The following is a 21,529-nucleotide window of genomic DNA, read 5'->3' as shown; positions in this document are numbered from 1 at the left end:
CATTGGCAAGATTTGTACAATCGGGCGGAAATGTTGTCCGGGAATTATTGAAGAACAAAGTGTTGTATCTCATGCTGCTGCCTGTCATTGTGTATTTTGCTGTGTTTCATTATGCGGTAATGCCTGGCGCTTACGTTGCATTCGTAGATTACAAGCTCAACAAAGGGATCTTCGGCAGTGACTTTATCGGACTCAAGAACTTTGAGTTCCTGATTCAGAACGGAGACCTCTGGAATATCACCAAGAATACTTTGCTCTACAATCTGGTGTTCCTTGCACTAGGTAACATCATCCAGATTGTATTTGCCATCATGCTGTCGGAGATTACAGGCAAGTGGTTCAAGAAGATCTCCCAGTCGGTTATTCTGCTTCCGAACTTCATCTCGATGGTTATCGTCGGCGTGTTCGCGTATAACCTGTTCAATTTCAACTCCGGGTTTATCAATACGATGCTTACCAGTACGGGCTTAGACAAGATTGAGTTCTACTCCGACGCTGGAATCTGGAAATACATCATTGTAGCGTTCAAGATCTGGGCAAGTACCGGTTACGGTATGATTGTCTATCTGGCAGCTATAACGGGAATCAACCATGATCTTTATGAAGCAGCCTATATGGACGGCGCCACTACCTGGCAGCGTATCCGTTATATGACTCTGCCGATTCTGAAGCCAACCTTCATTCTGCTCCTCCTGTTCGGTATGGGCGGAATTCTCAAAGGCTCCTTCGACCTCTTCTACAATTTGATTGGAACAAACTCCGTGCTGTATCCGCAGACGGATATTATAGATACGTATGTCTTCCGGTCGCTCGTGGGACAATTTAACTTCTCCATGGGTGCTGCTGTAGGCTTCTACCAATCCTTATTCGGTCTGGTTCTGGTGCTTGTCGTTAACTTTATTGTGCGCAAGGTTGAACCGGATAGCGCGTTGTTCTAAGACAAGATAAGAAACAGGGGTGTTAATATGGCAAGTAATACTATTAAACAGGATTCAGGCAGCATTTTCATTAAGGTGATCAGCTACATTTGCATCTCCATCTTTGCCCTGTTCTGTGTGTTTCCTTTTGCGCTGATGATCTCTTCCTCCTTCATGAATGAGCAGGAGATTATCCGCGAGGGGTACAAGCTGATTCCGAATGAGATCTCTTTCAAGGCCTATGAATTGTTGCTCAGTAACTCCTCCAAGCTGGTGGATGCTTATCAGGTAACGATCTTTATCACAGTCGTCGGTACGGTGCTCGGGCTGTTCATGATGTCCATGGCCGGATTTGTCCTGAACCGCAAGGATTTCAAATACCGTAACTTCTTCTCCTTCCTGATCTATTTCACCACCTTGTTCAGTGGAGGATTGATTCCGACTTACATCCTGATGGTTAAGCATCTGCACCTCAAGGACAACCTGTTCGCCATGATTCTGCCGGCTGTGGTAGGGGCGTGGTCGATCTTCCTGATGCGTAACTTCATGAAGGCGATCCCGGATTCCCTGTATGAATCAGCAACGATTGACGGTGCAGGCGATTTCCGCATCTACTGGCGGATCTTCATGCCGCTGGCGGTTCCGTCACTGGCAACAATCGGACTGTTCTCGGCACTGGGCTTCTGGAATGAGTGGTACAACGGAATGCTGTACATGGACACTCAGACCAAATTCCCGCTCCAGTACTTCCTGCAGCGCATGATCAATCAGGCGAATATGGGCAGTCTCATCAACTCGGGAGCGGTCATTAATACAGCCGATCTGCCGACCCAATCGATCAAAATGGCTACAGCCGTGCTGGCTACAGGCCCGATCATTCTCCTGTATCCATTCATTCAGCGTTACTTCGTAACCGGTCTTACCATCGGTGCTGTTAAGGGTTAATGGACGCCTGCTTCAATTTGAAGGGTGTTTGTTATAGATGCAAGATTCATAATATAGAAAAGAAAAGGGAGGCTTACCGAATGAAAGGTAAAAAGATTGCTTCTTCTCTAGCTGCTGTCCTCATGCTTACTGGAGTGCTATCCGCTTGTTCGTCAAGCAATAATGCAAATGGAAATACAGGCTCGTCGAACACTCCATCCACTTCCACTAATTCCGGAGGCGTAGACACTTCTAAGGAAGCGAAGCTGACGTACTACCTGTGGGGCAGTGAGGGAGTTACCAATAAAGACATTCTGGCTGAGATTAACAAGAAGCTTAAGGCTGATCTCAATACTACGCTTGAAATCAAATATATTGACTGGGGAGACGTAGCAACCAAGTATCCGCTGCTATTCGCTTCCGGCGAATCGTTCGATCTGTCGCATGCTTCTCCGGGTGCTCCTGTGTCCTACTACACCCTGGCTACTGAAGGTGCGCTGACCGACATTACCGACATGCTGGACAAGGTAGCGCCTAAGCTGAAGGCTGAGATTCCAGAATCCTCCTGGCAGAATACCAAGGTGAATGGCAAAATCTACGGCGTACCGAGTCTGTTCAGTGAATATACGCCTGCCGGTTATGCCTACCGTACCGATCTGCTGAAGAAATACGGCATGACTGACATTAAGTCCATTGATGATATGGTTAAATACATGGATAACGTGGTGAAGAACGAGTCCTTCCCTCCAATCAACGGTAAAGCTGAAGATGCACAGAACATGTACAGAATGCTCGTTGATACTACAGGCATGTGGCTGAACGCACCTGGTATCTCGCTTAATGAATTGAACCTGGTCACTAAGAGCCCTGAGGATTACAAGACTGTATTCCATCCGGCCTTCACCCAGGAATTCGAGGATTGGGCTGTGAAAATGCGTGAGTGGGGCGACAAAGGCTACTGGGGCAAAGACGTTCTGTCCGCTTCCCTTGGCAGCAAAGACAACTTCAGAGCCGCGAACTCTGCGGGTTATCTGACTCATGCCCAGGACTGGATCGGCCAGTATGGCGGAGATATCAAGGCGCTGCCTAATGCTCCTACAGCGTTCTATACCTTTGCTGAAGCCAACAAGAAAATCAAACGTAAAATGGGTGTAGATAACTCAACCGTTATCAGCGCCAATTCGAATAATCCAGAGCGCTCTCTTATGGTTATTGAGAAGTTCATGACTGATAAGAGCTACTACGATCTGATGCAGTACGGTATCGAAGGCAAGCACTACGTTATTGAAGATGGCGTGAAGAAACAGCCGCAGGGCTTCAATGAAAAAACAGACGGCGGAGGCTTCTCGGCTTGGTCCCTCAGAAACGACAAGTTCGTGATTCCTAGTGATACTGAGAACCCGGTTCGTAAGGAACTGTTCGCTGCATGGGATAAAGAAGCGATTGATGATCCGTACAACGGCTTCAGCTTCGACCCGGCTAATGTAACTACTGAGATTGCTTCGATCTCGAACGTGAATGCACAGCTTGGTATTCAGCTCATGCTGGGTAAAACAAACAAAGATGCAAAAACGGCTGTAGCAGAATACCGCGATCAGCTGAAAAAAGCAGGAGTTGACAAGGTCATTGCCGAAGTAGAGAAACAATTGGCAGAATTTACACCTGTTAACTAAAAGAATGTATAGGTTACAGGGGAGCTATATCTTATAGCTCCCTTACCTATAAATGGGGGAGTAGAGTGGACGTAAACATTAAGGATATCGCCAGGATATCCGGTGTCGGCATCTCAACAGTGTCCAGAGTCATCAATAATAAGGGTCTGGTGAGCAATGCCACCCGGGAGAAGGTTCTGAGTGTCGTCAAGGAATATAATTATATTCCCAATTCCAACGCCAGAAATCTGAAAACAACGCAATCCAAAAATATCGCACTCATGGTAAAAGGGATTACTAACCCGTTCTTCTCGATTATGATCAAGGAGATTGAACGTCAGGTCAATCTGCGCGGATATCCGTTTCTTATCCATCAGGTAGAGGACGGCACCGATGAGATTAACGCAGCCATTCAGCTGGTGAAGGAGAAGAATCTTAGCGGGATTATTTTCATGGGCGGTACCTATAATCACTCCGAAGAGAAATTCAAGCAGTTAACCGTTCCATTCGTACTCACGACCATCACTACCTCACAGGAAGTGGACCCGTCCATCTTCTCAAGCGTAACGATCGATGAATCCAAGGAAGCCTATAAGGCAACCTCTTATTTACTTTCGCTGGGACATCGAAACATCGGCTTTCTTGCCAAATCCCCTTTACTGGAAGACACCACAGGCAGCCGCCGCCTTCTTGGCTACAAGATGGCGCTGGAAGAACATAACATACCTTATAATTCGGGATTCGTAGAGGATTGTGAATACAGTCCAAGCTCAGGCTTCAATGCTGCACGCAGACTGCTTAACCGCGACAGAACCGTAACCGCTATCTTTGCAGCCTCCGATACGATTGCGATCGGTGCGGCCAAAGCTGTGCTTACCGCAGGCTTATCTATCCCCGATGATATTTCGATCATCGGCTTCGACGGTATTGAGATGGCTGAGTACTATCATCCTGCGCTGGATACGATCAGCCAGCCGGGCACTGAAATGGCACTATCCAGTGTGGGCGTGCTGTTCGACCTGATTACCAAACATTCCTCCCATCAGCACATTGTCTATGACGCGGTATTGCTCAAACGGGGCTCTTGTAAGATGATTAAGGGCCGGTAACAGCAGGGCGCTGACTATAAAATCAACTGGAGTTGACAACAACATGCAAGATTCACTGAGAATAGGCACGCTTGTACGCGGCGGCGAAGCCGTCCAGGTCATTCCGCAGATTGTGGAGCATGGTTTCGAATCCTTTCAACTGAATTTCTGGCAGACGACAGGCGGAATCGATCTGGTGGAGACCGCAGCCCGGGTCCGGGAGCTGGCGGCTGAGCATCACTTTGTCATCTCTGCTGTCGGCATCTACGGCAATCCGCTTGGCGGCGGGCCGGAGTCTGAGACGGAGGCCACTTTGGCGGGCTGGGAACAGCTGATTGAGCATGCCCACTTGTTCGGGACGGACATGATCGGCGGCTTCACCGGACGGCTGCCCGGCTCGTCGATTGACGAATCGCTTCCGAGATTCGCTGAGGTATTCGGAGAATTGTCGAAGCGGGCGGCAGACAAGGGTCTGCGGATTGCTTTTGAGAATTGTGCGATGGGCGGGAGCTGGCAGAAGGGGGACTGGAATATCGCTCATAACCCTACAGCTTGGGAGAAAATGTTCAACGCCGTTACGGCAGACAATCTCGGGCTGGAATGGGAGCCTGCCCATCAGCTCACCGCGCTAATTGATCCGGTTCCGCAGCTGCGCAAATGGGTGGATAAGATTTTCCATGTTCATGGCAAGGACGCGACGATTGCCTGGGACATAGTCAAGGAGTACGGAATTCATGGTCCGAAGCCTTATGTGTGGGACCGGACGCCGGGCTTCGGGGATACGAACTGGACGGATATTATCACCATTCTCCGGCAGGGCGGCTATCAGGGTACGATTGATATTGAAGGCTGGCATGATCCGGTCTACCGGGATGAGCTGGAGATGACAGGCCAGGTCCATGCGCTGAATTACCTGAAGCATTGCCGGGGCGGCAGTATGATACCGAATCCGGTTGTATAAGTACACAAGAAAGACCTCATGTTTCACATCTCCTGATGTGGCCGTGAGGTCTTTTGGGTTGGAATGATGTGATTAGATGAACCGCTTGATCGTCCAATAGGGGACGGTGAAGGTCCCTTTATTCGTTTCAATATGCAGTGCATCTGCGGAGTGGTCGATTTGGCATACTCCAGTGTACGTTTCTCCGCTGATTAAATGCACGCGCTGGCATAGATTGGAGAGAAGTGCATGCTGAATATCCTGTTTAATCATACCGTCCACTTCCTCCTTGAATGCATTGCTTGTAAATCTCTGTACTTATTATTAAACACGGATAGGATATTTTAACAGCAAAAATGGTTACAGTTTTGTACCATTTCACACCTGAATAGTCGGCCTCAGATGGAGTAACATATTCATGTGCCTTCGGAGTGACGTTCTGTGGAGAGGGTAATATATATTCAGGAGGTGTTACCGATGAATAGAACGACCAGATTACAGCAGATAACCGTAACTCTTCTTACCGCAGGTCTACTTGCCCTGTCAGGCTGGGGAGCGGCGGCTTCCCCGGTTCAGGCGGCGGCAGCTTCGGCCGCGGCACCGGCTTGCGGGACTGGAGATCACGAGCTGCTTCAGGATTTGCAAAAGGCACATGGCGGAGCTGACAGCATTCCGCTTACCTTCTCGGATGTGGAGTTTCTGAACGCGAATATCGGGCGCGCAGCCGGAAACGGTTTTCTGATTGGAACCTCGGACGGCGGCTGCCATTTCCAAAAGATCTATGAAGGACAGTGGAGTTTCCAGCAGATTGATTTCCCAGATAATGTTCACGGCTGGGCGCTTGCTGCCGTCAAGGACGGGCAGGCTAAATATCTGCTAAGAACGGCAGACGGCGGCTCTACCTGGACAAGGCTGTCGAACCAGGCAGTAACCTTTGAACGGATAGAGTTCCTGGACAAGAGTCAGGGCTTCGGATACAACCGCGCATCTACATATTATACGAAGGATGGCGGGGAGAGCTGGAGTCTGATCAAGACGCCTGCCAACACACGCGGAGCGGAATTCACCAGCCGGAATAACGGCTGGGCTGTGGTGGTCGTTCCCGGCAGCGGCTATCGGGTGATGAAGACAACTAACGGTGGAGCAGCCTGGAAGCAGGTACTTAGCGCTTCCACCCCTGAGGCGAATTACGGACAGATCTACGCTAAGGACAGTCAGGTGTATGCGCTGCTGTACGGCGGCGTCGGCATGTCGCAGACCTCTTATTCCCTCTACGGCAGCTCTAACTCCGGCGGCAGCTGGACCCGGGTGATTGCCCAGGAGACCGCAGGCGGCGGTCCGGCTCCGGGCAGCGGCGCAGCCATAGCGAAGAAGGGGCCAGCTTCGGGTACCCCCGGTAATATGGTGCTGATCGGCACACAGACTGCCTTTCTGGCAGGATACCAGCCGGCAGCGGAGCAAGTGGGAATCGGGCTCACCAAGAACAACGGACAGAGCTGGAAGAATCAGCAGACCATTCCCGGATTCGAAGGAACGATCTCGTTCACCGACGTCAATCAGGGCTGGATGGCTGTTAAGGATATGAACAGCTCCACCCTCTATGTGACGAAGGATGCAGGCGCTACCTGGACAGCACGGTTTTCTTTTGAGACGGCAGGGCAGTAGGTTGTCCGTTAGATCTTGACGAATGGCAAAGATGACTAACAAAGATGAGTGATAAAGACGGGTCTTGTCCCCATGGGGACGGACCCGTCTTTAATTGAAGGTATTGTGGAGAATAACGTTAGCTTTGGTGTAATACTTGTGAGTAGCGGGTAATGGGATAGCATAGGGGGTGAAGCATGGTTAGACCCGTTAGAATACTCTGGATTATTGCTGTCGTGGTGAATATTGTAGGCTTAGCGCTCGTTGTCCTGCTGACTAACCCATGGTTCAGCCAAGGATTTATCCTGGATGTCATAAATATATTGCTGCTCCAGATAATAGGCATCCCTTCTGCGGTTTTGGTTGTTGCATCGCTTCTTCTGTTGAAGTACACAAGGAAACCGCCAGGCTGGGCGGGGTACATAGGAATCATCATCATGATAGGGGCACTGCTGTGGATTGGGGGATATTTTCTGTTTTTTGCATGGCTGATGCTATTTGAGAACGTTCGGTAAAAATAATACTTTACCGAACGTTCTTGAATATGTTAAGATGCAGCTACGAAAGAAATTATTTTTTTGACAATAATAGAACGATCGGTCTCAAATAAAAACGATAAGGAGTGGTAACGATGGGGAAGCTTGACGGGAAGGTTGCATTGATTACTGGAGGGAATAGCGGGATTGGGTTGGCTAGCGCAAGGTTATTTGTGGCGGAGGGCGCCAGAGTGGTCATTACCGGCCGTAATCCGGTATCCCTGCATGCGGCGGTAGAAGAGCTGGGCGCGGAGTATGCGGTTGCTGTGCAGGGGGATGCGACTGATCCGCAGAGTGCGGTGAAGGCTGTGAATGCAGCGATAGAGGCTTTCGGCAGACTGGATGTAGTCTACGCGAATGCAGGAATCGCGGGCTACACACCGCTGGGTAGCACAGAGCTTGCCGCCTTCGAGGAAGTGCTCCGGGTCAATGTGACCGGTACCTTCTTCACCGTCCAGGCTGCGCTGCCTCATCTGAAGGCCGGAGCCTCCGTCATTCTGACGGGCTCTGTGTTAGCCAAGGCCGGAAGACCTGGCAATTCCGCCTATGCCGCCAGCAAAGGAGCGGTTAGCAGCATGACCAAAGTGCTGGCCTCCGAGCTGTCCCCGCTGGGCATCCGCGTCAACAACATTGCGCCCGGCGTAACGCGCACTCCGATCTGGGGCGAGTCGGCGATGGATAACTGGAAGCAGGTTGAGGCAGGCATGGCCCTTTCGATTCCGCTGGGCCGCGCGGCTGTGCCGGAAGAGGTCGCCAAGGTAGCGCTGTTCCTGGCCTCCGAGGATTCGTCGTATATCCAGGGCGCAGATATCGCCGTCGACGGCGGAGCGGGCAGCTCTCCGCTGGGCGCACCAATATACCGCCAAAACGCATAAGGATGGAAAGTGGCAGAAAAAGTGGCTAGTGGCAGGAAGCACCTTGAGGGGTGCTTTTTTGCGTTCAGGCGGAAGAGTTGATGAGTGACCGAATATATGTGAGAAACCGAATACAATATGCTGGCATTCACCAAGTATGGTAAAATGAACTGACACTTGTAAATATATGTTATTCTCACTCAGGGTTGGAACCCTATTTTGAACGGAGGTTATCCGCATGAGGCTTACTAACCGGGGTACGATAATTGCTGTTGTGGTACTCGTTGTTGTAGCAGGAGGGATCTACCTGTCGCTAACCGGATTACCCTATAAAAGAAGTCAAATCGCTAATGAGGTCAAAGCCTACCTGATTCATACCAGAGCATATCCCGAAGCAGATATTCAAGAGATCCGGGGAGTCTATAGCCTGAAATCGGGCGATTATGAAGCGGAGGTACGATATAAGGATGAACCCGATCAGAATTATACGTATGCCAAAGTGAATGGTGTGTTCAGACTCGTCGGAGTCAGCAGCATGTACGGGGGACATATTGATGAAACTTTTTATTGATGATTGATTTCCAGGTTAGAGGTAAACGTTCTGCGCTGTCGAATAAGAGAATATACATAATGATGGAAAAGCTTGCATGTAAGGCGGATGTGTTGTAAACGCTCACAATTGATGCAGGAGGCGAACGGGAATGGATGGTAGCAAGTCGTTGATCTATCAAATTCTTAAGACTATTGAAGAGGGCAAAGTGCCGGTTCTGGAGAACCTGGAGGGAGTGACGGTTGGGGGCTTTCACAGTGCGCTTGAACAGATTGTAGAGAACAAGCTGGCGAATAATATTAGCTTCTCCCTCAGTGGCAAAGGCAAGAAAGCGGTCCGCGTCGTGGACACGAGCGGCTCCAAATTGACGGCGCAGGGCGTAAATTATATCCATGTCCAGGATAGCCGCACCTACTAGCTATATAAGAAACAAGACAACACCCGCAGAAGTGGAGAGACAATCTCCTGCTGCGGGTGTTTCATTGTGGGGCAAGTACCTATTCGCCAGTCTTGATGATCCAGACCTCCGGCAGATTACGGTACTGCTCGGCATAGTCGAGGCCGTAGCCGACGACGAATTCGTCCGGGATGTCAATCCCGCTGTAGTCAATGGGAACATTGACCAGGCGGCGGGAAGGCTTGCTGAGGATGGTGCAGATGCGTACGCTGGCGGCTTCGCGCAGGGCGAACAGCTGCTGCAGATGCTGAAGTGTCAGCCCGGTGTCGATCAGATCCTCGACGAGCAGGACATGCTTGCCCCGGATATCGATGTCGATATCCTTCTTGATCGTGATGACACCGGAAGAGGTAGCGCTGGCGCCGTAGCTGGAGACCGACATATAATCGATGCCAACCGGAAAAGTAATCTCCCGCATCAGGTCGGACATGAATACAGCGCCGCCCTTAAGAATACCGATAAGCACAAGCTCCTTGCCTTCGTAGTCGCGCGATATTTCAGCGCCCAGTTCCTGTACTCGCTGCTGTAGCTGGTCCTTGCTGACCAGAACTTTGGTAATTTGGCTCATGATTGACGCTCCTTATGGATCAGGATGGGATCAGGAAGATGATCTGTCCTTTTCCTTAAGCATAACATCATGTGCGCCTCCTTCAAAGATCGTTGTCGAGGAGACCAGGGTAATCTTGGCCTTCTGCTGCAATTCCGGGATGGTTAGCGCGCCGCAATTGCACATGGTGGACTTGATTTTGCTGATGCTGAGATCAAGATTATCCTTCAGCCGTCCGGCATAGGGGATAAAGGAATCCACCCCCTCCTCGAATTCCAGCTTGCTCTCTTTATCGGCATTGCCGAAGTCATAACGCTGCCAGTTGCGGGCCCGGCTGGAGCCTTCGCCCCAATATTCCTTCACGAAGTTCCCGCCGACCAGCAGCTTGCGTCCGGGACTCTCATCGAATCTGGCGAAATAGCGCCCAAGCATCACGAAGTCAGCGCCCATCGCCAGCGCCAGCACAATATGATAGTCATAAACAATTCCGCCGTCCGAGCAGATGGGGACATAGATGCCGGTCTGCTCATAATATTCCTGGCGCGCCGCCGCCACTTCGATGACGGAGGAGGCCTGGCCCCGGCCGATGCCCTTTTGCTCGCGGGTGATGCAGATGGAGCCGCCGCCGATACCGACTTTGATGAAATCAGCTCCCGCCTCCACGAGATACAGGAAGCCCTCCTTATCGACAACATTGCCCGCGCCGACCTTCACGCTCTCCCCGAAAGTCTCCTTAATATAATGGATGGTCTCCGCCTGCCACTCCGAATACCCGTCAGAGGAATCGATACACAGGATATCTGCTCCAGCCTCCACCAGCGCCGGTACACGCTCCTTGTAATCCCGCGAATTGATTCCGGCACCCACGATGAGCTGTTTGTTGTCGTCATGCAGCTCCAGCGGATACTCCTGATGGCTGTCATAATCCTTTCGGAAGACCAGGTGGACGAGATGGCCGCTGTCATTCACAATCGGCAGGCAGTTCAGCTTATGATCCCAGATCATGTCGTTCGCTTCTGTCAGTGTGATGCCTTCTTCGGCGTAGATCAACGAAGCCAGCGGGGTCATGAACTCTGTAATCGGGCAATCCGGCGGGAGGCGGTTCTCGCGGTAATCCCGGCTGGTGACGATGCCCATCAGTCTGCCCGTTGGTTCTCCGTTGTCTGTAATCGCAATGGTAGAGTGGCCGCTGCGCGCCTTCAGCACCAGCACATCCTGAAGCGTATCTTCCGGGCGCAGGTTCGAGTCGCTGAGGACGAATCCGGCTTTGAACTTTTTGACCCGGCGGACCATTTCGACCTGTTGCGTGATAGACTGGGAGCCATAGATGAAGGAGATGCCCCCGCTTTTGGCCAGTGCGATTGCCATGTTGTGGTCGGATACCGCCTGCATGACCGCCGAAGTCACGGGGAGGTTCATGGTCAGTGCCGGGGTCTCTCCCCGGCGGAATTTGGTTACCGGTGTGCTAAGATCCACATTTCCGGGAATGCAATCTTTGGTGGTCAGGCTGGGCACCAGCAGGAACTCACTGAAGGTTCTTGAAGGCTGCTCGTAATAATAAGCCATGGCTTGTCACTCCCCTGCTATTTTTGGACAACTTATACCTGGGACAGGAACCTGACGGGTACTCCGATGTCCGCTTCCAGCTGCTTGTAATGCTCACCTTTGGCTAAGATTGCCTGCACGCCGACAAGCGTCACGCCCATCACAGACAATTGAGCAGCAATGCAGCGGATCGTAGCGCCTGAACTAATCACATCATCCAGCAGCAGCACGCGGTCACCGGAAGAGAAGCCGTCAAAATAGATATAATTCTCATTATACGCCGTCTCGCGCCTGACACTAACCTCATAATTCTCATACAGCTCCGTACTGAGGCGCAGAATATTCATCGGCTTCATCAGCTTGTAGGCAGCCAGCATCCCCCAGGTATGACCGCCGGGTTCAGGGGAGACAATGTAATCAAAATCGGGAAATTGCTCCGCTACAGCATCCGCCAGTTTGTGAGTGATTTCACGGATCAGCTCGGGGGCGATATACGTTCCGCGTTCTCCGAAGGGGTAGAGCTTGAAGTCATAGGCGGTGTCCTTGTTCTTGTAGATCCTCACATTTCTGGCCTTACGGATCGATTCACTTAAGCTTGCGTAGGATGCACTCATTTGCCCTCACTCCTTCTATTATAATGGATGCTAAAAACCCCAGGCTAAAGGAGGCGCAGTCCAGAGCAGGATACATCAGCAGAGAAAAGCCCGGTTTCACCCGTAAGCTCACACTGATTTATCCAGCAGGGGTCTGGCCTCTTGTAGCCTGGGGCAATTTACGGTTGCCTGTAGATACGCCCATTCCGGATTAACGGGCTTATACAAGAGAGGTTTGAAAGGACATAACTGACACAATGTTAACTTAGGAAAGGAGAATTAGGTCGTTTTTGCTACATATGTTATAAAAGTTAACTCAGATCATTTGTTATATGCTATCATCCGTAATAAAGTGTGTCAATATTCCATCGATGTGTTATATTTAATTACTTATGGACTTATTTATAATAATTATTATCTGCAATTCATAAATAGTTCAAAGGTTTTGTTAAAAGCCGTATTTTGATGTGATATACTTAACACAGCGTTTTGAGATCTTGTGAAATTGATTCTATTATTTGCTGATAAGCAGTAACAGCGCCTACACCAATGAATATAGATTAGGATGGTGAACAAGCGATGCATATTGTCGTCGTTGGCCTGAATTACCGTACGGCTCCCGTAGAGGTGAGGGAACAGTTCGCTTTTGCCGAGAAAGATCTGCCGCTTGCGCTTCATCAGCTGCTGCAGACGAAGAGCGTTCTGGAAGGGGTCGTTGTCGCCACCTGTAACCGGACGGAAATTTATGTGGTCGTGGACCGCCTTCATATGTGCGGATATTTCATCCGCAGCTTCATGGAGCAGTGGTTCGGAGTAAGAAGCGATGTATTTACGCAACATATGTATATATATGAAGACGAGCAGGCGATTGCCCATCTGATGCGTGTCACCTGCGGTCTGGATTCCATGGTGATTGGCGAGACACAGATTCTGGGTCAGGTGCGCAGCGCCTTCCTGACGGCTCAGGCGGAAGGGGTTACCGGAACCTGGTTCAACCGGCTGTTCAAGCAGGCGGTGACGCTCGGCAAGCGTGCGCATAGTGAGACCTCGATCGGCGAGAGTGCGGTGTCGGTCAGCTATGCGGCAGTGGAGCTGGGGAAGCGGATCTTCGGCATGTTCACCGGCAAAAGAGTGCTCATTCTCGGCGCCGGCAAAATGAGCGAGCTGACGGTCAAGCATCTGTACAGCAGCGGCGCGGCGGAAGTAATTGTTGCCAACCGCACATTGTCCCGTGCCATCGAGCTGGCCGAGAAATTCTCGGGTAAGCCCAGCACGATTGAAGAGGCGCTGAAATCTCTGGATGAAGTGGATATTGTGATCAGCTCCACGGGTGCAGACGGCTATGTGCTGACGGCTGCCCAGGTAGCCGAGGGCATGAAGCGCCGTCCTTCACGGCCGCTGTTCATGATCGACATTGCGGTGCCGCGCGATATTGACCCTGCTGCTGCCAGTGTGCCGGATGTATTCCTCTATGATATCGACGATCTGGAAGGCATTGTGGAGAGCAATCTGGAGATGCGCCGCAGTGAAGCCGCCAAGATCGAGGTTATGATTGAAGGCGAGATGGCGGATTTCCAGCAATGGTTGAAGACGCTCGGCGTCAGACCGGTAATCCGTGCGCTGCAGGACAAGTCAAACGGAATATATGAAGAAACGATGGGTAGTCTGTTCAACAAGCTGCCTGAGCTGGATGAGCATCAGCGCAAGGTGATCCGCCGGCTGACCAAGAGCATCGTCAACCAGATGATGCATGATCCGATCAATGTGATCAAGGAGATGTCCGGCGGCAAGCAGGGGAATGAAGCACTGGAGTATTTCACTCAGATCTTCGCCCTGCAGGAGCAGCTGGATGCAGGTCCGGCCGGTGAAAGTGTTGAACCGCTTCAACGCAGCACTGCTGAACGTCCCTCCGGCGGAGAGATCCGTGTGCCGGGAGCGGTGCTTACCCCAGCCGGTTTGCTGGGCGGGTGAGCCACATGCTACTGCTGAACGGAATGTATGATGCCGCTCTGCTGCTATATGCCCTGAGCCTGCTGTTTGTTTTCTCGGATTGCCTTCGGCGTAATCCGGGCGGAAAGCGGCTGGGCACAGGGCTTCTTGCTGTCGTGGGCCTGCTGCAGCTGACCGGACTTGCGATCCGCTTCGCCCAGGAGGGCGGATTGCCGATTTTCACGCCTTATGATTTCCTGTTCTGGTTCTCCTTCAGCATGGTGGTTACCTCGTTTGCTGTGACGTATACGCGCGGCGGTGAGTTCACGGTGCTGCTGCTCAGCATGGCGGGCTTCAGCGTATTCCTGCTGAACCGGGTATGGCTGACGGCAGAGGATCATACCTTGCAGAGCTGGAGTGCGGTGCACGGGTGGCTGGCGATGCATGTGATTTTGGCGAATCTGAGCTTTGCCGCACTGACACTGGGGACGGTATTTGCGATAATGTATCTATTCCTGCATACGAAGCTGAAGAATAAGAAGTGGGATGACCGCGTACGCAGGCTGCCCAGCCTGGAGACGATGGACAAATATTCCTACACAGCGATCCTGGCCGGAGTTCCGCTGCTGCTGGCCTCGCTGGTTCTGGCGGGTCTGTCAATTGTCGCGGAAGGGCGGACGCCGCTGTTTCAGGATACGAAGGTCCTGACTACGCTTACGGGCCTTGGCGTCTACATTGCCTACCTGGTGCTGAAGTTCTCCGGCCTCCGGAGCGGTACCGTCATGGCCCGCTGGGCGATTGCCGGGTACGGCTTCATTATTCTTAACTTCCTGTTGAATTCCTGGTCGAAGTTCCATGGCTGGGGCGGGGAGTGAGCGGGATGGAGAGTAGCCTGCCAGTAGGCTGGAAGATGGATGAGAGTGAGTTGGGAGTGCCGGGGGAGCTGGAGTGAGCGGGATGGAGAGTAGCCTGCCAGTGGGCTGGAAGATGGATGAGAGTGAGTTGGGAGTGCCGGGGGAGCTGGAGTGAGCGGGATGAAAAAGTATCTGCCGATTATGCTGGATGTGGAAGGCCGGCGTGTGGTGATCGTTGGCGGCGGGGCAGTGGCTGCTCGCAAGGCGGCTCCGCTGCTGGAAGCGGGCGCGGAGCTGGTCATTGTCAGCCCCTCGCTCAGCGGGACGCTGGCTGACGAGGGGCGGCTGGAATGGATCAGCCGCCCCTATGCTCCCGGGGATCTCCAGGGAGCTGTTCTGGTCTATGCCGCCAGCGATAATAGGGCGGTGAACGAGGCCGTTGCTGCGGAAGCCCGGCAGCTGGGGCTGCCCGTTAATGTGGCCAGCCATGCGGAGGCGGGCACGTTCATTACGCCCGGCGTGCTCCGCCGCGGGCGCTTGACGGTTACGGTCTCGACCTCCGGGGCGGGACCGTCTGCGGCTGCGGAGATTACGCAGCAGATTGCGGGGCTGCTCGGCGAGGAATACGAGCCGTATCTGGATTTCCTGCATGAGCTGCGGACAGCGATTAAGCAGCTGGAGCCAGCGGCAGAGACACGGTCGCGGCTCTTGCGGCGGCTGGGGAAGCTGGATGTGTTGAATGAGCTGCGGCAGGGCACCTTTATACCATGGACACCCGGGGAGATTGAGGCTTGGGTGGCGCGCAACCGGGAGGAATAGGCGGCGGAAGTGACTGGGAGTGTGCCGAATGAGGGGCAAAAGTGCCCCTGATTTCTACGAAAGCCGCCAAGGTGAACGAATCAAGGGCAAAAGTACACTTGAATTCGGCCGAAGTGGCTCAGGCGAGCCAATGAAAAGTATAAGTACACTTGAATTTAACCGAAGCAGCTCATTCGAGCAAATGAAGAGTATAAGTACACTTGAATACGGGCGAAAGTGGCCCAGTCAAGCCAATGAAGTGTATAAATACACTTGAATTTGGCCAGAACGGCTCATTCGAGCAAATGAAGAGTATAAGTACACTTGAATTTGGCCAGAACGGCCCAGTCAAGCCAATGAAGAGTATAAATACACTTGAATACGGCGAAAGCGGCTCTCAGTCGAGCAAATGAAGAGTATAAGTACACTTGAATACGGGCGAAAGTGGCCCTGTCGGGCAAATGAAGAGTAAAAATACCCTTGATTTCGGCGAAAGCGGCTCAGTCGAGTAAACGAAGTGTATGAATACACTTCATTTTGGCCGCAGCAGCTCAAGCGAGCGTGCTGATTCACGGGAGAGTTATAAGGCGGCGGCTGGAATAAGGGACTGACTTGAACAGGGGGAATTGGGCATGCGGAAGATTATCGTGGGCAGCAGACAAAGTGCGCTGGCTTTAACGCAGACGGGGCATGTGATTGCCGATCTGGAGCGGCTTAGCGGAGCGCATGGATTTGATTTTACTTTTGAGGTGCATAAGATTGTGACCAAGGGTGACCGGATTCTAGATGTGACCCTGTCCAAAGTGGGCGGCAAAGGTCTGTTCGTCAAAGAAATTGAACAGGCGATGCTGGCGAAGGATATTGATATGGCAGTACATAGTATGAAGGATATGCCTTCCGAATTGCCGGAAGGCTTGATGAATGGAGCGGTGCCGAAGCGCGAAGATCCGCGCGACGTTCTGATCTCGGGCAGCGGAGCAGGACTTGAGGGTCTGCCGCAAGGCGCGCGCGTAGGCACAAGCAGCCTGCGGCGCTCCAGCCAGCTGGCTGCGCTAAGGCCGGATCTGCTCATTGAGCCGGTACGCGGCAATATCGACTCCCGGCTGAAGAAGCTGGAGAGCGGTGAATATGACGCGATTCTGCTGGCAGCGGCGGGGCTGTCGCGGATGGGGTGGCAGGACCGGATTACGGCATATTTGCCGCCTGAGGTCTGCCTGCCCGCTGTAGGCCAAGGAGCACTTGGTATTGAGTGCCGTGAGGACGATGAGGAGCTGCTGAGGCTGCTGGCGCTGTATAATGATGAGCGTACGGCACTCACGGTGACGGCGGAGCGGACCTTCCTCGGCGCTCTGAACGGCGGCTGTCAGGTGCCGATCGGCGCTTACGCGATCCTTGAGCCGGAAGGTGAAGCTGCGAGTCCGCGAATCACTCTGACTGGGATGGTCGGAACACCAGACGGCACAGTCATTCTGAAGGAGACCTGCACCGGTGAAGATCCGGTGGAGCTCGGTGCGGAGGTCGCGCGTAGGCTGGTGGCTAGAGGTGCGGAGAAGATTTTGGCAGATGTAAGGGAATAAGGGATAAGGGTTAAGAGTTAGACAGGAAATAGTGTGGGTTGGGGAGAAGCTTATGCAGGCCAGGATCGTATGTGTATAGGGATAAGGGGATGACGGAGATGGCGGGGAAGGTATATCTGGTAGGTGCAGGTCCGGGGGATGCGAAGCTGATTACAGTCAAGGGGCTGGAGTGTATCCAGAAGGCTGATGTACTGGTCTATGACAGGCTGGCCAGTCCAAGATTGCTGAAATGGATGAAGCCCGGCGGGGAGAAAATATACGTAGGCAAGCTCTCGGACCGCCATACGATGAAGCAGGAGGATATTAATCAGCTGCTGGTCGATCTCGCGCTGGAGGGCAAAACGGTGGTGCGTCTGAAGGGCGGGGACCCCGTGATTTTTGGCCGGGTAGGTGAAGAAGCGGAGCTGCTTCGCAGGAACGGCATCTACTACGAGATTGTGCCGGGCATTACCTCGGCCATTAGTGTCCCGGCGTATGCAGGTATTCCGGTGACTCACCGTGAGGCATCATCTTCCCTGTCGATTATTACCGGCCATGAGAGCCCGGATAAGCTGGATCATTCCATTCAATGGGATAAAGTAACGAATGCTACAGGCACGCTGGTGTTCTTGATGGGTGTCGCCAAAATTGGTTACATCAGCGCCCAGCTCATGAAGCACGGCCGTCCGCCGGAGACTCCGGTAGCGCTGGTGCGCTGGGGGACGCGTGCGGATCAGGAGACGCTGACCGGTACGCTGGCCGATATTGAGGCGAAGGTTACGGCGGCCGATTTTCAGCCGCCGGCGGTTATTGTAGTCGGTGACGTTGTGCTCCAGCGGGAGCACCTGATGTGGGTGGAGGCGCTGCCGCTGTTCGGCAAGCGGATTGTAGTGACGCGGGCGCGCGCGCAGGCAAGTGAGCTGGTGGACCGGATCGAGGAGCTGGGCGGCGAGCCGTATGAGTTCCCGGTCATTGAGACGGTGATGCAGCGGGATGCGGACAAGCAGGCGGAGATCGCTGCAGTACTTGGCGGGCTTCCGGCGTACGACTGGGTGTTCTTCACCAGTCCGAACGGCGTAGACTTCTTCATGCGTCATCTGACGCAGCAGAAGCTGGATATCCGCAGCCTGCACGGGGCACGCCTGTGCGCTGTGGGACCGGGTACGGCCGCGGCGCTCGCAGAGCGAGGGTTGATCTCCGAGGAGCTGCCCGGCCGCTTCCAGGCCGAAGGGCTGATCGAAACCTTCGGCCCCGAGCTTAAGCCCGGGCAGAAGGTGCTGCTGCCGCGCGGTGATCTGGCCCGCGACTGGCTGCCTGCGAAGCTCGGGGAGCTGGGGCTGGAAGTGACGGAAGTGGATACTTATGAGACGATTGTCACCGGCGAGGATGATATTGAGCTGGTGAAGCTGCTGGAGGAGAAGCGCATCCATGCGGTGACCTTCACCAGCTCGTCTACAGTGCGCAATTTCCTCGGCATCCTGAAGCGGATGGGCCTGGAAGATCCGCTGGCGCTGCTGGCAGGCGTTAAGATTGCCTGCATCGGTCCGGTTACCGAGCAGACCGCAGTCGAAGCAGGACTCACTCCGGGACTGCTCCCGGAAGAAGCCACCATCGAAGGGCTGGTGCAGGAGCTGTGCCGCTGGAATGAATCGACAAGGCTTCACGATATAAATTGAACCTGGAAAAATACAGCGGTACAATTGAGGGAATCTGGGACAAGTCATGCCCGTTTAGAGATAATAATTGCTTAACATAGACAGATGTGTGTAAATACTTACTCAACAGGAGGTTTACAGCAATGAGCTTTCCAATAACCAGACACCGCCGTTTGCGCGGGTCGGCCGGTATTCGCGGCATGGTGCGCGAGACGGTGTTGAATGTGCTGGATTTCATCCAGCCGATTTTTGTAACCTATGGAACCGGTGTGAAGAATGAGATCAGCTCCATGCCCGGCGTCTATCATTTCTCGCTGGATACGCTGAAGGCAGAGGTAGATGAGATTGCTTCCCTGGGCATTCCAGCGGTGCTGCTGTTCGGTATTCCCGAGACGAAAGATGCAGTCGGCTCGTCCGGCTTCGCAGACGATGGCATTGTGCAGGAAGCCACGCGTCTGATCAAAAAATGGTATCCCGACCTGCTGGTCGTAGCCGACACCTGCCTGTGTGAATTCACCGACCACGGCCACTGCGGCATGGTGCATACCCATACGGTGGACGGCGTGGTTCACGGGGATGTAATCAACGATGCTTCGCTTGAGCTGCTGACCCGCACGGCGGTCTCGCAGGCCCGGGCAGGGGCGGATATTATCGCACCGTCCAACATGATGGACGGATTCGTGCAGGCGATCCGTGCCGGACTCGATGCGAATGGCTTTGAGCAGGTACCTATCATGTCCTATTCGGTAAAATACGCCTCCGCCTTCTATGGCCCGTTCCGTGAAGCGGCGGATTCGGCTCCCCAGTTCGGCAACCGCAAGACGTATCAGATGGACCCGGCCAACCTGCGGGAAGCTATCCGCGAAGCGGATTCCGATGTGCTGGAAGGCGCGGACATGCTGATGGTGAAGCCCGCACTGGCTTATCTGGATGTAATCCGTACGATCCGTGACCAATTCGATCTGCCGCTTGTAGCCTACAACGTCAGTGGTGAGTACTCGATGGTCAAGGCGGCTGCGCAGCAGGGCTGGATCGATGAGCAGGCCGTTGTGCTGGAAATGCTGACCGGCATGAAGCGCGCCGGAGCAGATGTAATCATTACCTATTTCGCCAAGGACGCAGCCCGCTGGCTGCGCGGCTAGGATCAGGAGGGAACAAGCATGGGCAATATGCCGCTGAACCGCCGGGAAGAGGCTTCCCGCACCGCTTTTGAAGAGGCAAAACAATATATTCCCGGCGGGGTGAACAGCCCGGTCCGGGCATTCAAATCCGTAGGATTGACCCCGGTGTATGTCGAGAGGGGCGAAGGCTCGCGGATCTACGATATTGACGGCAACAGCTTCATTGACTACGTCTGCTCGTGGGGACCGCTAATTATGGGACATGCCCATCCTGAAGTGGTGAAGGCGCTGCAGGAGACTGCGGCTAGAGGGACAAGCTTCGGCGCGCCGACCCTGATGGAGACCGTTATGGCCAAAACCGTGGTAGAACGTGTAGCATCGGTGGACATTGTGCGCATGGTGAACTCAGGAACGGAAGCGACGATGAGCGCGATCAGACTGGCCCGCGGCTACACCGGACGCAGCAAAATCCTCAAATTCGAGGGCTCCTATCACGGCCATGCCGACAGTCTGCTGATCAAGGCTGGTTCAGGGGTGGCTACCTTGGGGCTGCCGGATAGTCCGGGCGTGCCGGAAGGTGTGGCGGTGAATACGATCACGGTACCATATAATGACTTGGACGGGGTCAAAACCGCTTTTGAACGTTACGGCAACGAGATTGCCGCTATCATCGTTGAGCCGATCGCCGGAAATATGGGCGTTGTGCCTCCGCTTCCGGGCTTTCTGGAGGGGCTTCGTAAGGTGACTACGGGGTACGGGGCTTTGCTGATTTTTGACGAGGTGATGACCGGCTTCCGTGTGGACCGGGGATGTGCGCAGGGGCTGTTCGGAATGGACCCGGATCTGACCTGCTTTGGCAAGGTTATCGGCGGCGGGCTTCCAGTAGGGGCTTATGGCGGCAAAAGAGAGATCATGGAGCAGATCGCTCCTTCCGGTCCGATCTATCAGGCAGGCACACTCAGCGGGAATCCGCTGGCGATGGCGGCGGGCTACAGCACGCTTGCGCTGCTGACCCCGGAGGTCTACACCCGTCTGGAGTCGCTTGGCGCGAGACTGGAAGCCGGACTTAAGCGCAATGCGCAGGAGACGGGCATTCCGCTGACGATTAACCGCGTGGGATCGATGGTATGTCCGTTCTTCACGGAGGAGCCAGTCATTAACTTCGAGACGGCCAAGACCAGTAACCTGGAGCTGTTCAAGCGTTATTTCGGCAAAATGCTGGATCAGGGTATCAGCGTTCCGCCGTCCCAGTTCGAAGGAATGTTCGTATCCGCTGCGCATAGCGAGCAGGATATTGACGATACGATTGCGGGCCATTACCAGGCCCTGAAATCGCTATGACGGCGGGACCGGAGGACCGCTCCGGCCA

21 protein-coding genes and 1 riboswitch are annotated in these 21,529 nt (G+C 53.5%); of the genes, 17 read left to right on the top strand and 4 right to left on the bottom strand.

From position 1 onward, the window contains the following. Positions 1–2: 2 nt before the first annotated feature. The 5 genes from MKZ07_RS16295 (at position 3) to MKZ07_RS16275 (ending at position 5,542) form a co-directional block, all read left to right on the top strand. Entirely contained in the window at positions 3–938 is a 936-nt protein-coding gene (locus tag MKZ07_RS16295; RefSeq protein WP_036697502.1) for an ABC transporter permease, read from the top strand. Positions 939–965: 27 nt separating this feature from the next. Beyond that, positions 966–1,862, top strand: a complete 897-nt coding sequence (locus MKZ07_RS16290; protein ID WP_036697501.1) for a carbohydrate ABC transporter permease — start codon at positions 966–968, stop codon at positions 1,860–1,862. 80 nt (positions 1,863–1,942) lie between these two features. Continuing rightward, entirely contained in the window at positions 1,943–3,514 is a 1,572-nt protein-coding gene (locus tag MKZ07_RS16285) for a DUF3502 domain-containing protein (RefSeq protein WP_036697499.1), read from the top strand. Between the two features lie 65 nt (positions 3,515–3,579). Beyond that, entirely contained in the window at positions 3,580–4,602 is a 1,023-nt protein-coding gene (locus MKZ07_RS16280) for a LacI family DNA-binding transcriptional regulator (protein ID WP_341026535.1), read from the top strand. A 43-nt stretch (positions 4,603–4,645) separates the two neighbouring features. Continuing rightward, positions 4,646–5,542, top strand: coding sequence for a sugar phosphate isomerase/epimerase family protein (locus MKZ07_RS16275; RefSeq protein ID WP_341026532.1), 897 nt, complete (start codon positions 4,646–4,648; stop codon positions 5,540–5,542). A gap of 72 nt (positions 5,543–5,614) precedes the next feature. Here the strand turns inward: MKZ07_RS16275 and MKZ07_RS16270 are convergent, their stop codons facing one another. Beyond that, positions 5,615–5,794 carry a hypothetical protein gene (locus MKZ07_RS16270; RefSeq protein ID WP_036697495.1) on the bottom strand — a complete coding sequence of 60 codons (180 nt, stop codon included), beginning with the start codon at positions 5,792–5,794 and terminating at the stop codon, positions 5,615–5,617. Between the two features lie 204 nt (positions 5,795–5,998). On the opposite strand from MKZ07_RS16270, the gene MKZ07_RS16265 reads away from it, so the two are divergent. The 5 genes from MKZ07_RS16265 to MKZ07_RS16245 all read left to right on the top strand — a co-directional run bounded on the left by MKZ07_RS16265 (position 5,999) and on the right by MKZ07_RS16245 (position 9,523). Then, on the top strand, positions 5,999–7,186 hold the full coding sequence (locus MKZ07_RS16265; protein WP_036697494.1) for a hypothetical protein: 1,188 nt from the start codon (positions 5,999–6,001) through the stop codon (positions 7,184–7,186). Between the two features lie 176 nt (positions 7,187–7,362). Continuing rightward, positions 7,363–7,680 carry a hypothetical protein gene (locus MKZ07_RS16260; protein ID WP_036697493.1) on the top strand — a complete coding sequence of 106 codons (318 nt, stop codon included), beginning with the start codon at positions 7,363–7,365 and terminating at the stop codon, positions 7,678–7,680. Positions 7,681–7,796: 116 nt separating this feature from the next. Continuing rightward, positions 7,797–8,576: an SDR family NAD(P)-dependent oxidoreductase gene (locus tag MKZ07_RS16255; RefSeq protein WP_076162166.1), complete on the top strand. Its 780-nt coding sequence runs from the start codon at positions 7,797–7,799 to the stop codon at positions 8,574–8,576. A 217-nt stretch (positions 8,577–8,793) separates the two neighbouring features. Next, positions 8,794–9,126 (top strand): DUF3139 domain-containing protein, encoded by a 333-nt coding sequence (locus MKZ07_RS16250; protein WP_036697491.1) that lies wholly within the window; start codon positions 8,794–8,796, stop codon positions 9,124–9,126. Positions 9,127–9,256: 130 nt separating this feature from the next. Next, a complete protein-coding gene (locus MKZ07_RS16245; RefSeq protein ID WP_036697490.1) occupies positions 9,257–9,523 on the top strand; it encodes a hypothetical protein in 267 nt (88 codons plus the stop codon). Positions 9,524–9,602: 79 nt separating this feature from the next. Here the strand turns inward: MKZ07_RS16245 and hpt are convergent, their stop codons facing one another. The 3 genes from hpt to MKZ07_RS16230 are packed head-to-tail and all read right to left on the bottom strand — an operon-like array spanning position 9,603 to position 12,268. Continuing rightward, complete coding sequence (gene hpt / locus MKZ07_RS16240) at positions 9,603–10,133, bottom strand: hypoxanthine phosphoribosyltransferase (protein WP_200869229.1); 531 nt, start codon at positions 10,131–10,133, stop codon at positions 9,603–9,605. 27 nt (positions 10,134–10,160) lie between these two features. Then, entirely contained in the window at positions 10,161–11,675 is a 1,515-nt protein-coding gene (locus MKZ07_RS16235; RefSeq protein WP_036697488.1) for an IMP dehydrogenase, read from the bottom strand. Between the two features lie 32 nt (positions 11,676–11,707). Further along, the gene (locus MKZ07_RS16230) at positions 11,708–12,268 is read right to left on the bottom strand and encodes a phosphoribosyltransferase (RefSeq protein WP_036697487.1); all 561 of its coding nucleotides are present in this window, start codon (positions 12,266–12,268) and stop codon (positions 11,708–11,710) included. Between the two features lie 124 nt (positions 12,269–12,392). Continuing rightward, positions 12,393–12,495, bottom strand: a riboswitch (purine riboswitch). A gap of 331 nt (positions 12,496–12,826) precedes the next feature. Between MKZ07_RS16230 and hemA the strand changes: the two genes are divergently transcribed. From hemA to hemL, 7 genes are all read left to right on the top strand, one after another. Beyond that, positions 12,827–14,218, top strand: coding sequence for a glutamyl-tRNA reductase (gene hemA, locus MKZ07_RS16225; protein ID WP_036697486.1), 1,392 nt, complete (start codon positions 12,827–12,829; stop codon positions 14,216–14,218). 5 nt (positions 14,219–14,223) lie between these two features. After that, positions 14,224–15,051, top strand: a complete 828-nt coding sequence (gene ccsA, locus MKZ07_RS16220) for a cytochrome c biogenesis protein CcsA (RefSeq protein ID WP_341026523.1) — start codon at positions 14,224–14,226, stop codon at positions 15,049–15,051. A 159-nt stretch (positions 15,052–15,210) separates the two neighbouring features. Continuing rightward, positions 15,211–15,849, top strand: coding sequence for a precorrin-2 dehydrogenase/sirohydrochlorin ferrochelatase family protein (locus MKZ07_RS16215; protein WP_036698997.1), 639 nt, complete (start codon positions 15,211–15,213; stop codon positions 15,847–15,849). Positions 15,850–16,460: 611 nt separating this feature from the next. After that, positions 16,461–17,405 carry a hydroxymethylbilane synthase gene (gene hemC / locus MKZ07_RS16210; RefSeq protein WP_036698944.1) on the top strand — a complete coding sequence of 315 codons (945 nt, stop codon included), beginning with the start codon at positions 16,461–16,463 and terminating at the stop codon, positions 17,403–17,405. Between the two features lie 98 nt (positions 17,406–17,503). After that, a complete protein-coding gene (gene cobA / locus MKZ07_RS16205) occupies positions 17,504–19,060 on the top strand; it encodes a uroporphyrinogen-III C-methyltransferase (protein WP_036698945.1) in 1,557 nt (518 codons plus the stop codon). Positions 19,061–19,182: 122 nt separating this feature from the next. Then, positions 19,183–20,181: a porphobilinogen synthase gene (hemB, locus tag MKZ07_RS16200; RefSeq protein WP_036698946.1), complete on the top strand. Its 999-nt coding sequence runs from the start codon at positions 19,183–19,185 to the stop codon at positions 20,179–20,181. 18 nt (positions 20,182–20,199) lie between these two features. Continuing rightward, complete coding sequence (gene hemL, locus MKZ07_RS16195) at positions 20,200–21,501, top strand: glutamate-1-semialdehyde 2,1-aminomutase (protein WP_341026518.1); 1,302 nt, start codon at positions 20,200–20,202, stop codon at positions 21,499–21,501. The last annotated feature ends 28 nt before the right edge of the window (positions 21,502–21,529 follow it).

This window comes from Paenibacillus sp. FSL P4-0338 (assembly GCF_038002365.1).
Taxonomy (GTDB): domain Bacteria; phylum Bacillota; class Bacilli; order Paenibacillales; family Paenibacillaceae; genus Paenibacillus_AQ.
This window is presented reverse-complemented; position numbering and strand designations above follow the sequence as displayed.

Excerpts from the sequence above, each read along its gene's own strand:
- MKZ07_RS16265 (WP_036697494.1), top strand. The coding sequence starts at position 5,999 with ATGAATAGAACGACCAGATTACAGCAGATAACCGTAACTCTTCTTACC.
- MKZ07_RS16285 (WP_036697499.1), top strand. The coding sequence starts at position 1,943 with ATGAAAGGTAAAAAGATTGCTTCTTCTCTAGCTGCTGTCCTCATGCTT.
- MKZ07_RS16260 (WP_036697493.1), top strand. The coding sequence starts at position 7,363 with ATGGTTAGACCCGTTAGAATACTCTGGATTATTGCTGTCGTGGTGAAT.
- cobA (WP_036698945.1), top strand. The coding sequence starts at position 17,504 with ATGGCGGGGAAGGTATATCTGGTAGGTGCAGGTCCGGGGGATGCGAAG.
- MKZ07_RS16230 (WP_036697487.1), bottom strand. The coding sequence starts at position 12,268 with ATGAGTGCATCCTACGCAAGCTTAAGTGAATCGATCCGTAAGGCCAGA.
- hemL (WP_341026518.1), top strand. The coding sequence starts at position 20,200 with ATGGGCAATATGCCGCTGAACCGCCGGGAAGAGGCTTCCCGCACCGCT.
- hemB (WP_036698946.1), top strand. The coding sequence starts at position 19,183 with ATGAGCTTTCCAATAACCAGACACCGCCGTTTGCGCGGGTCGGCCGGT.
- hemA (WP_036697486.1), top strand. The coding sequence starts at position 12,827 with ATGCATATTGTCGTCGTTGGCCTGAATTACCGTACGGCTCCCGTAGAG.
- hemC (WP_036698944.1), top strand. The coding sequence starts at position 16,461 with ATGCGGAAGATTATCGTGGGCAGCAGACAAAGTGCGCTGGCTTTAACG.
- MKZ07_RS16250 (WP_036697491.1), top strand. The coding sequence starts at position 8,794 with ATGAGGCTTACTAACCGGGGTACGATAATTGCTGTTGTGGTACTCGTT.
- MKZ07_RS16270 (WP_036697495.1), bottom strand. The coding sequence starts at position 5,794 with ATGATTAAACAGGATATTCAGCATGCACTTCTCTCCAATCTATGCCAG.
- MKZ07_RS16290 (WP_036697501.1), top strand. The coding sequence starts at position 966 with ATGGCAAGTAATACTATTAAACAGGATTCAGGCAGCATTTTCATTAAG.
- MKZ07_RS16275 (WP_341026532.1), top strand. The coding sequence starts at position 4,646 with ATGCAAGATTCACTGAGAATAGGCACGCTTGTACGCGGCGGCGAAGCC.
- MKZ07_RS16235 (WP_036697488.1), bottom strand. The coding sequence starts at position 11,675 with ATGGCTTATTATTACGAGCAGCCTTCAAGAACCTTCAGTGAGTTCCTG.
- MKZ07_RS16215 (WP_036698997.1), top strand. The coding sequence starts at position 15,211 with ATGAAAAAGTATCTGCCGATTATGCTGGATGTGGAAGGCCGGCGTGTG.
- ccsA (WP_341026523.1), top strand. The coding sequence starts at position 14,224 with ATGCTACTGCTGAACGGAATGTATGATGCCGCTCTGCTGCTATATGCC.
- MKZ07_RS16245 (WP_036697490.1), top strand. The coding sequence starts at position 9,257 with ATGGATGGTAGCAAGTCGTTGATCTATCAAATTCTTAAGACTATTGAA.
- MKZ07_RS16255 (WP_076162166.1), top strand. The coding sequence starts at position 7,797 with ATGGGGAAGCTTGACGGGAAGGTTGCATTGATTACTGGAGGGAATAGC.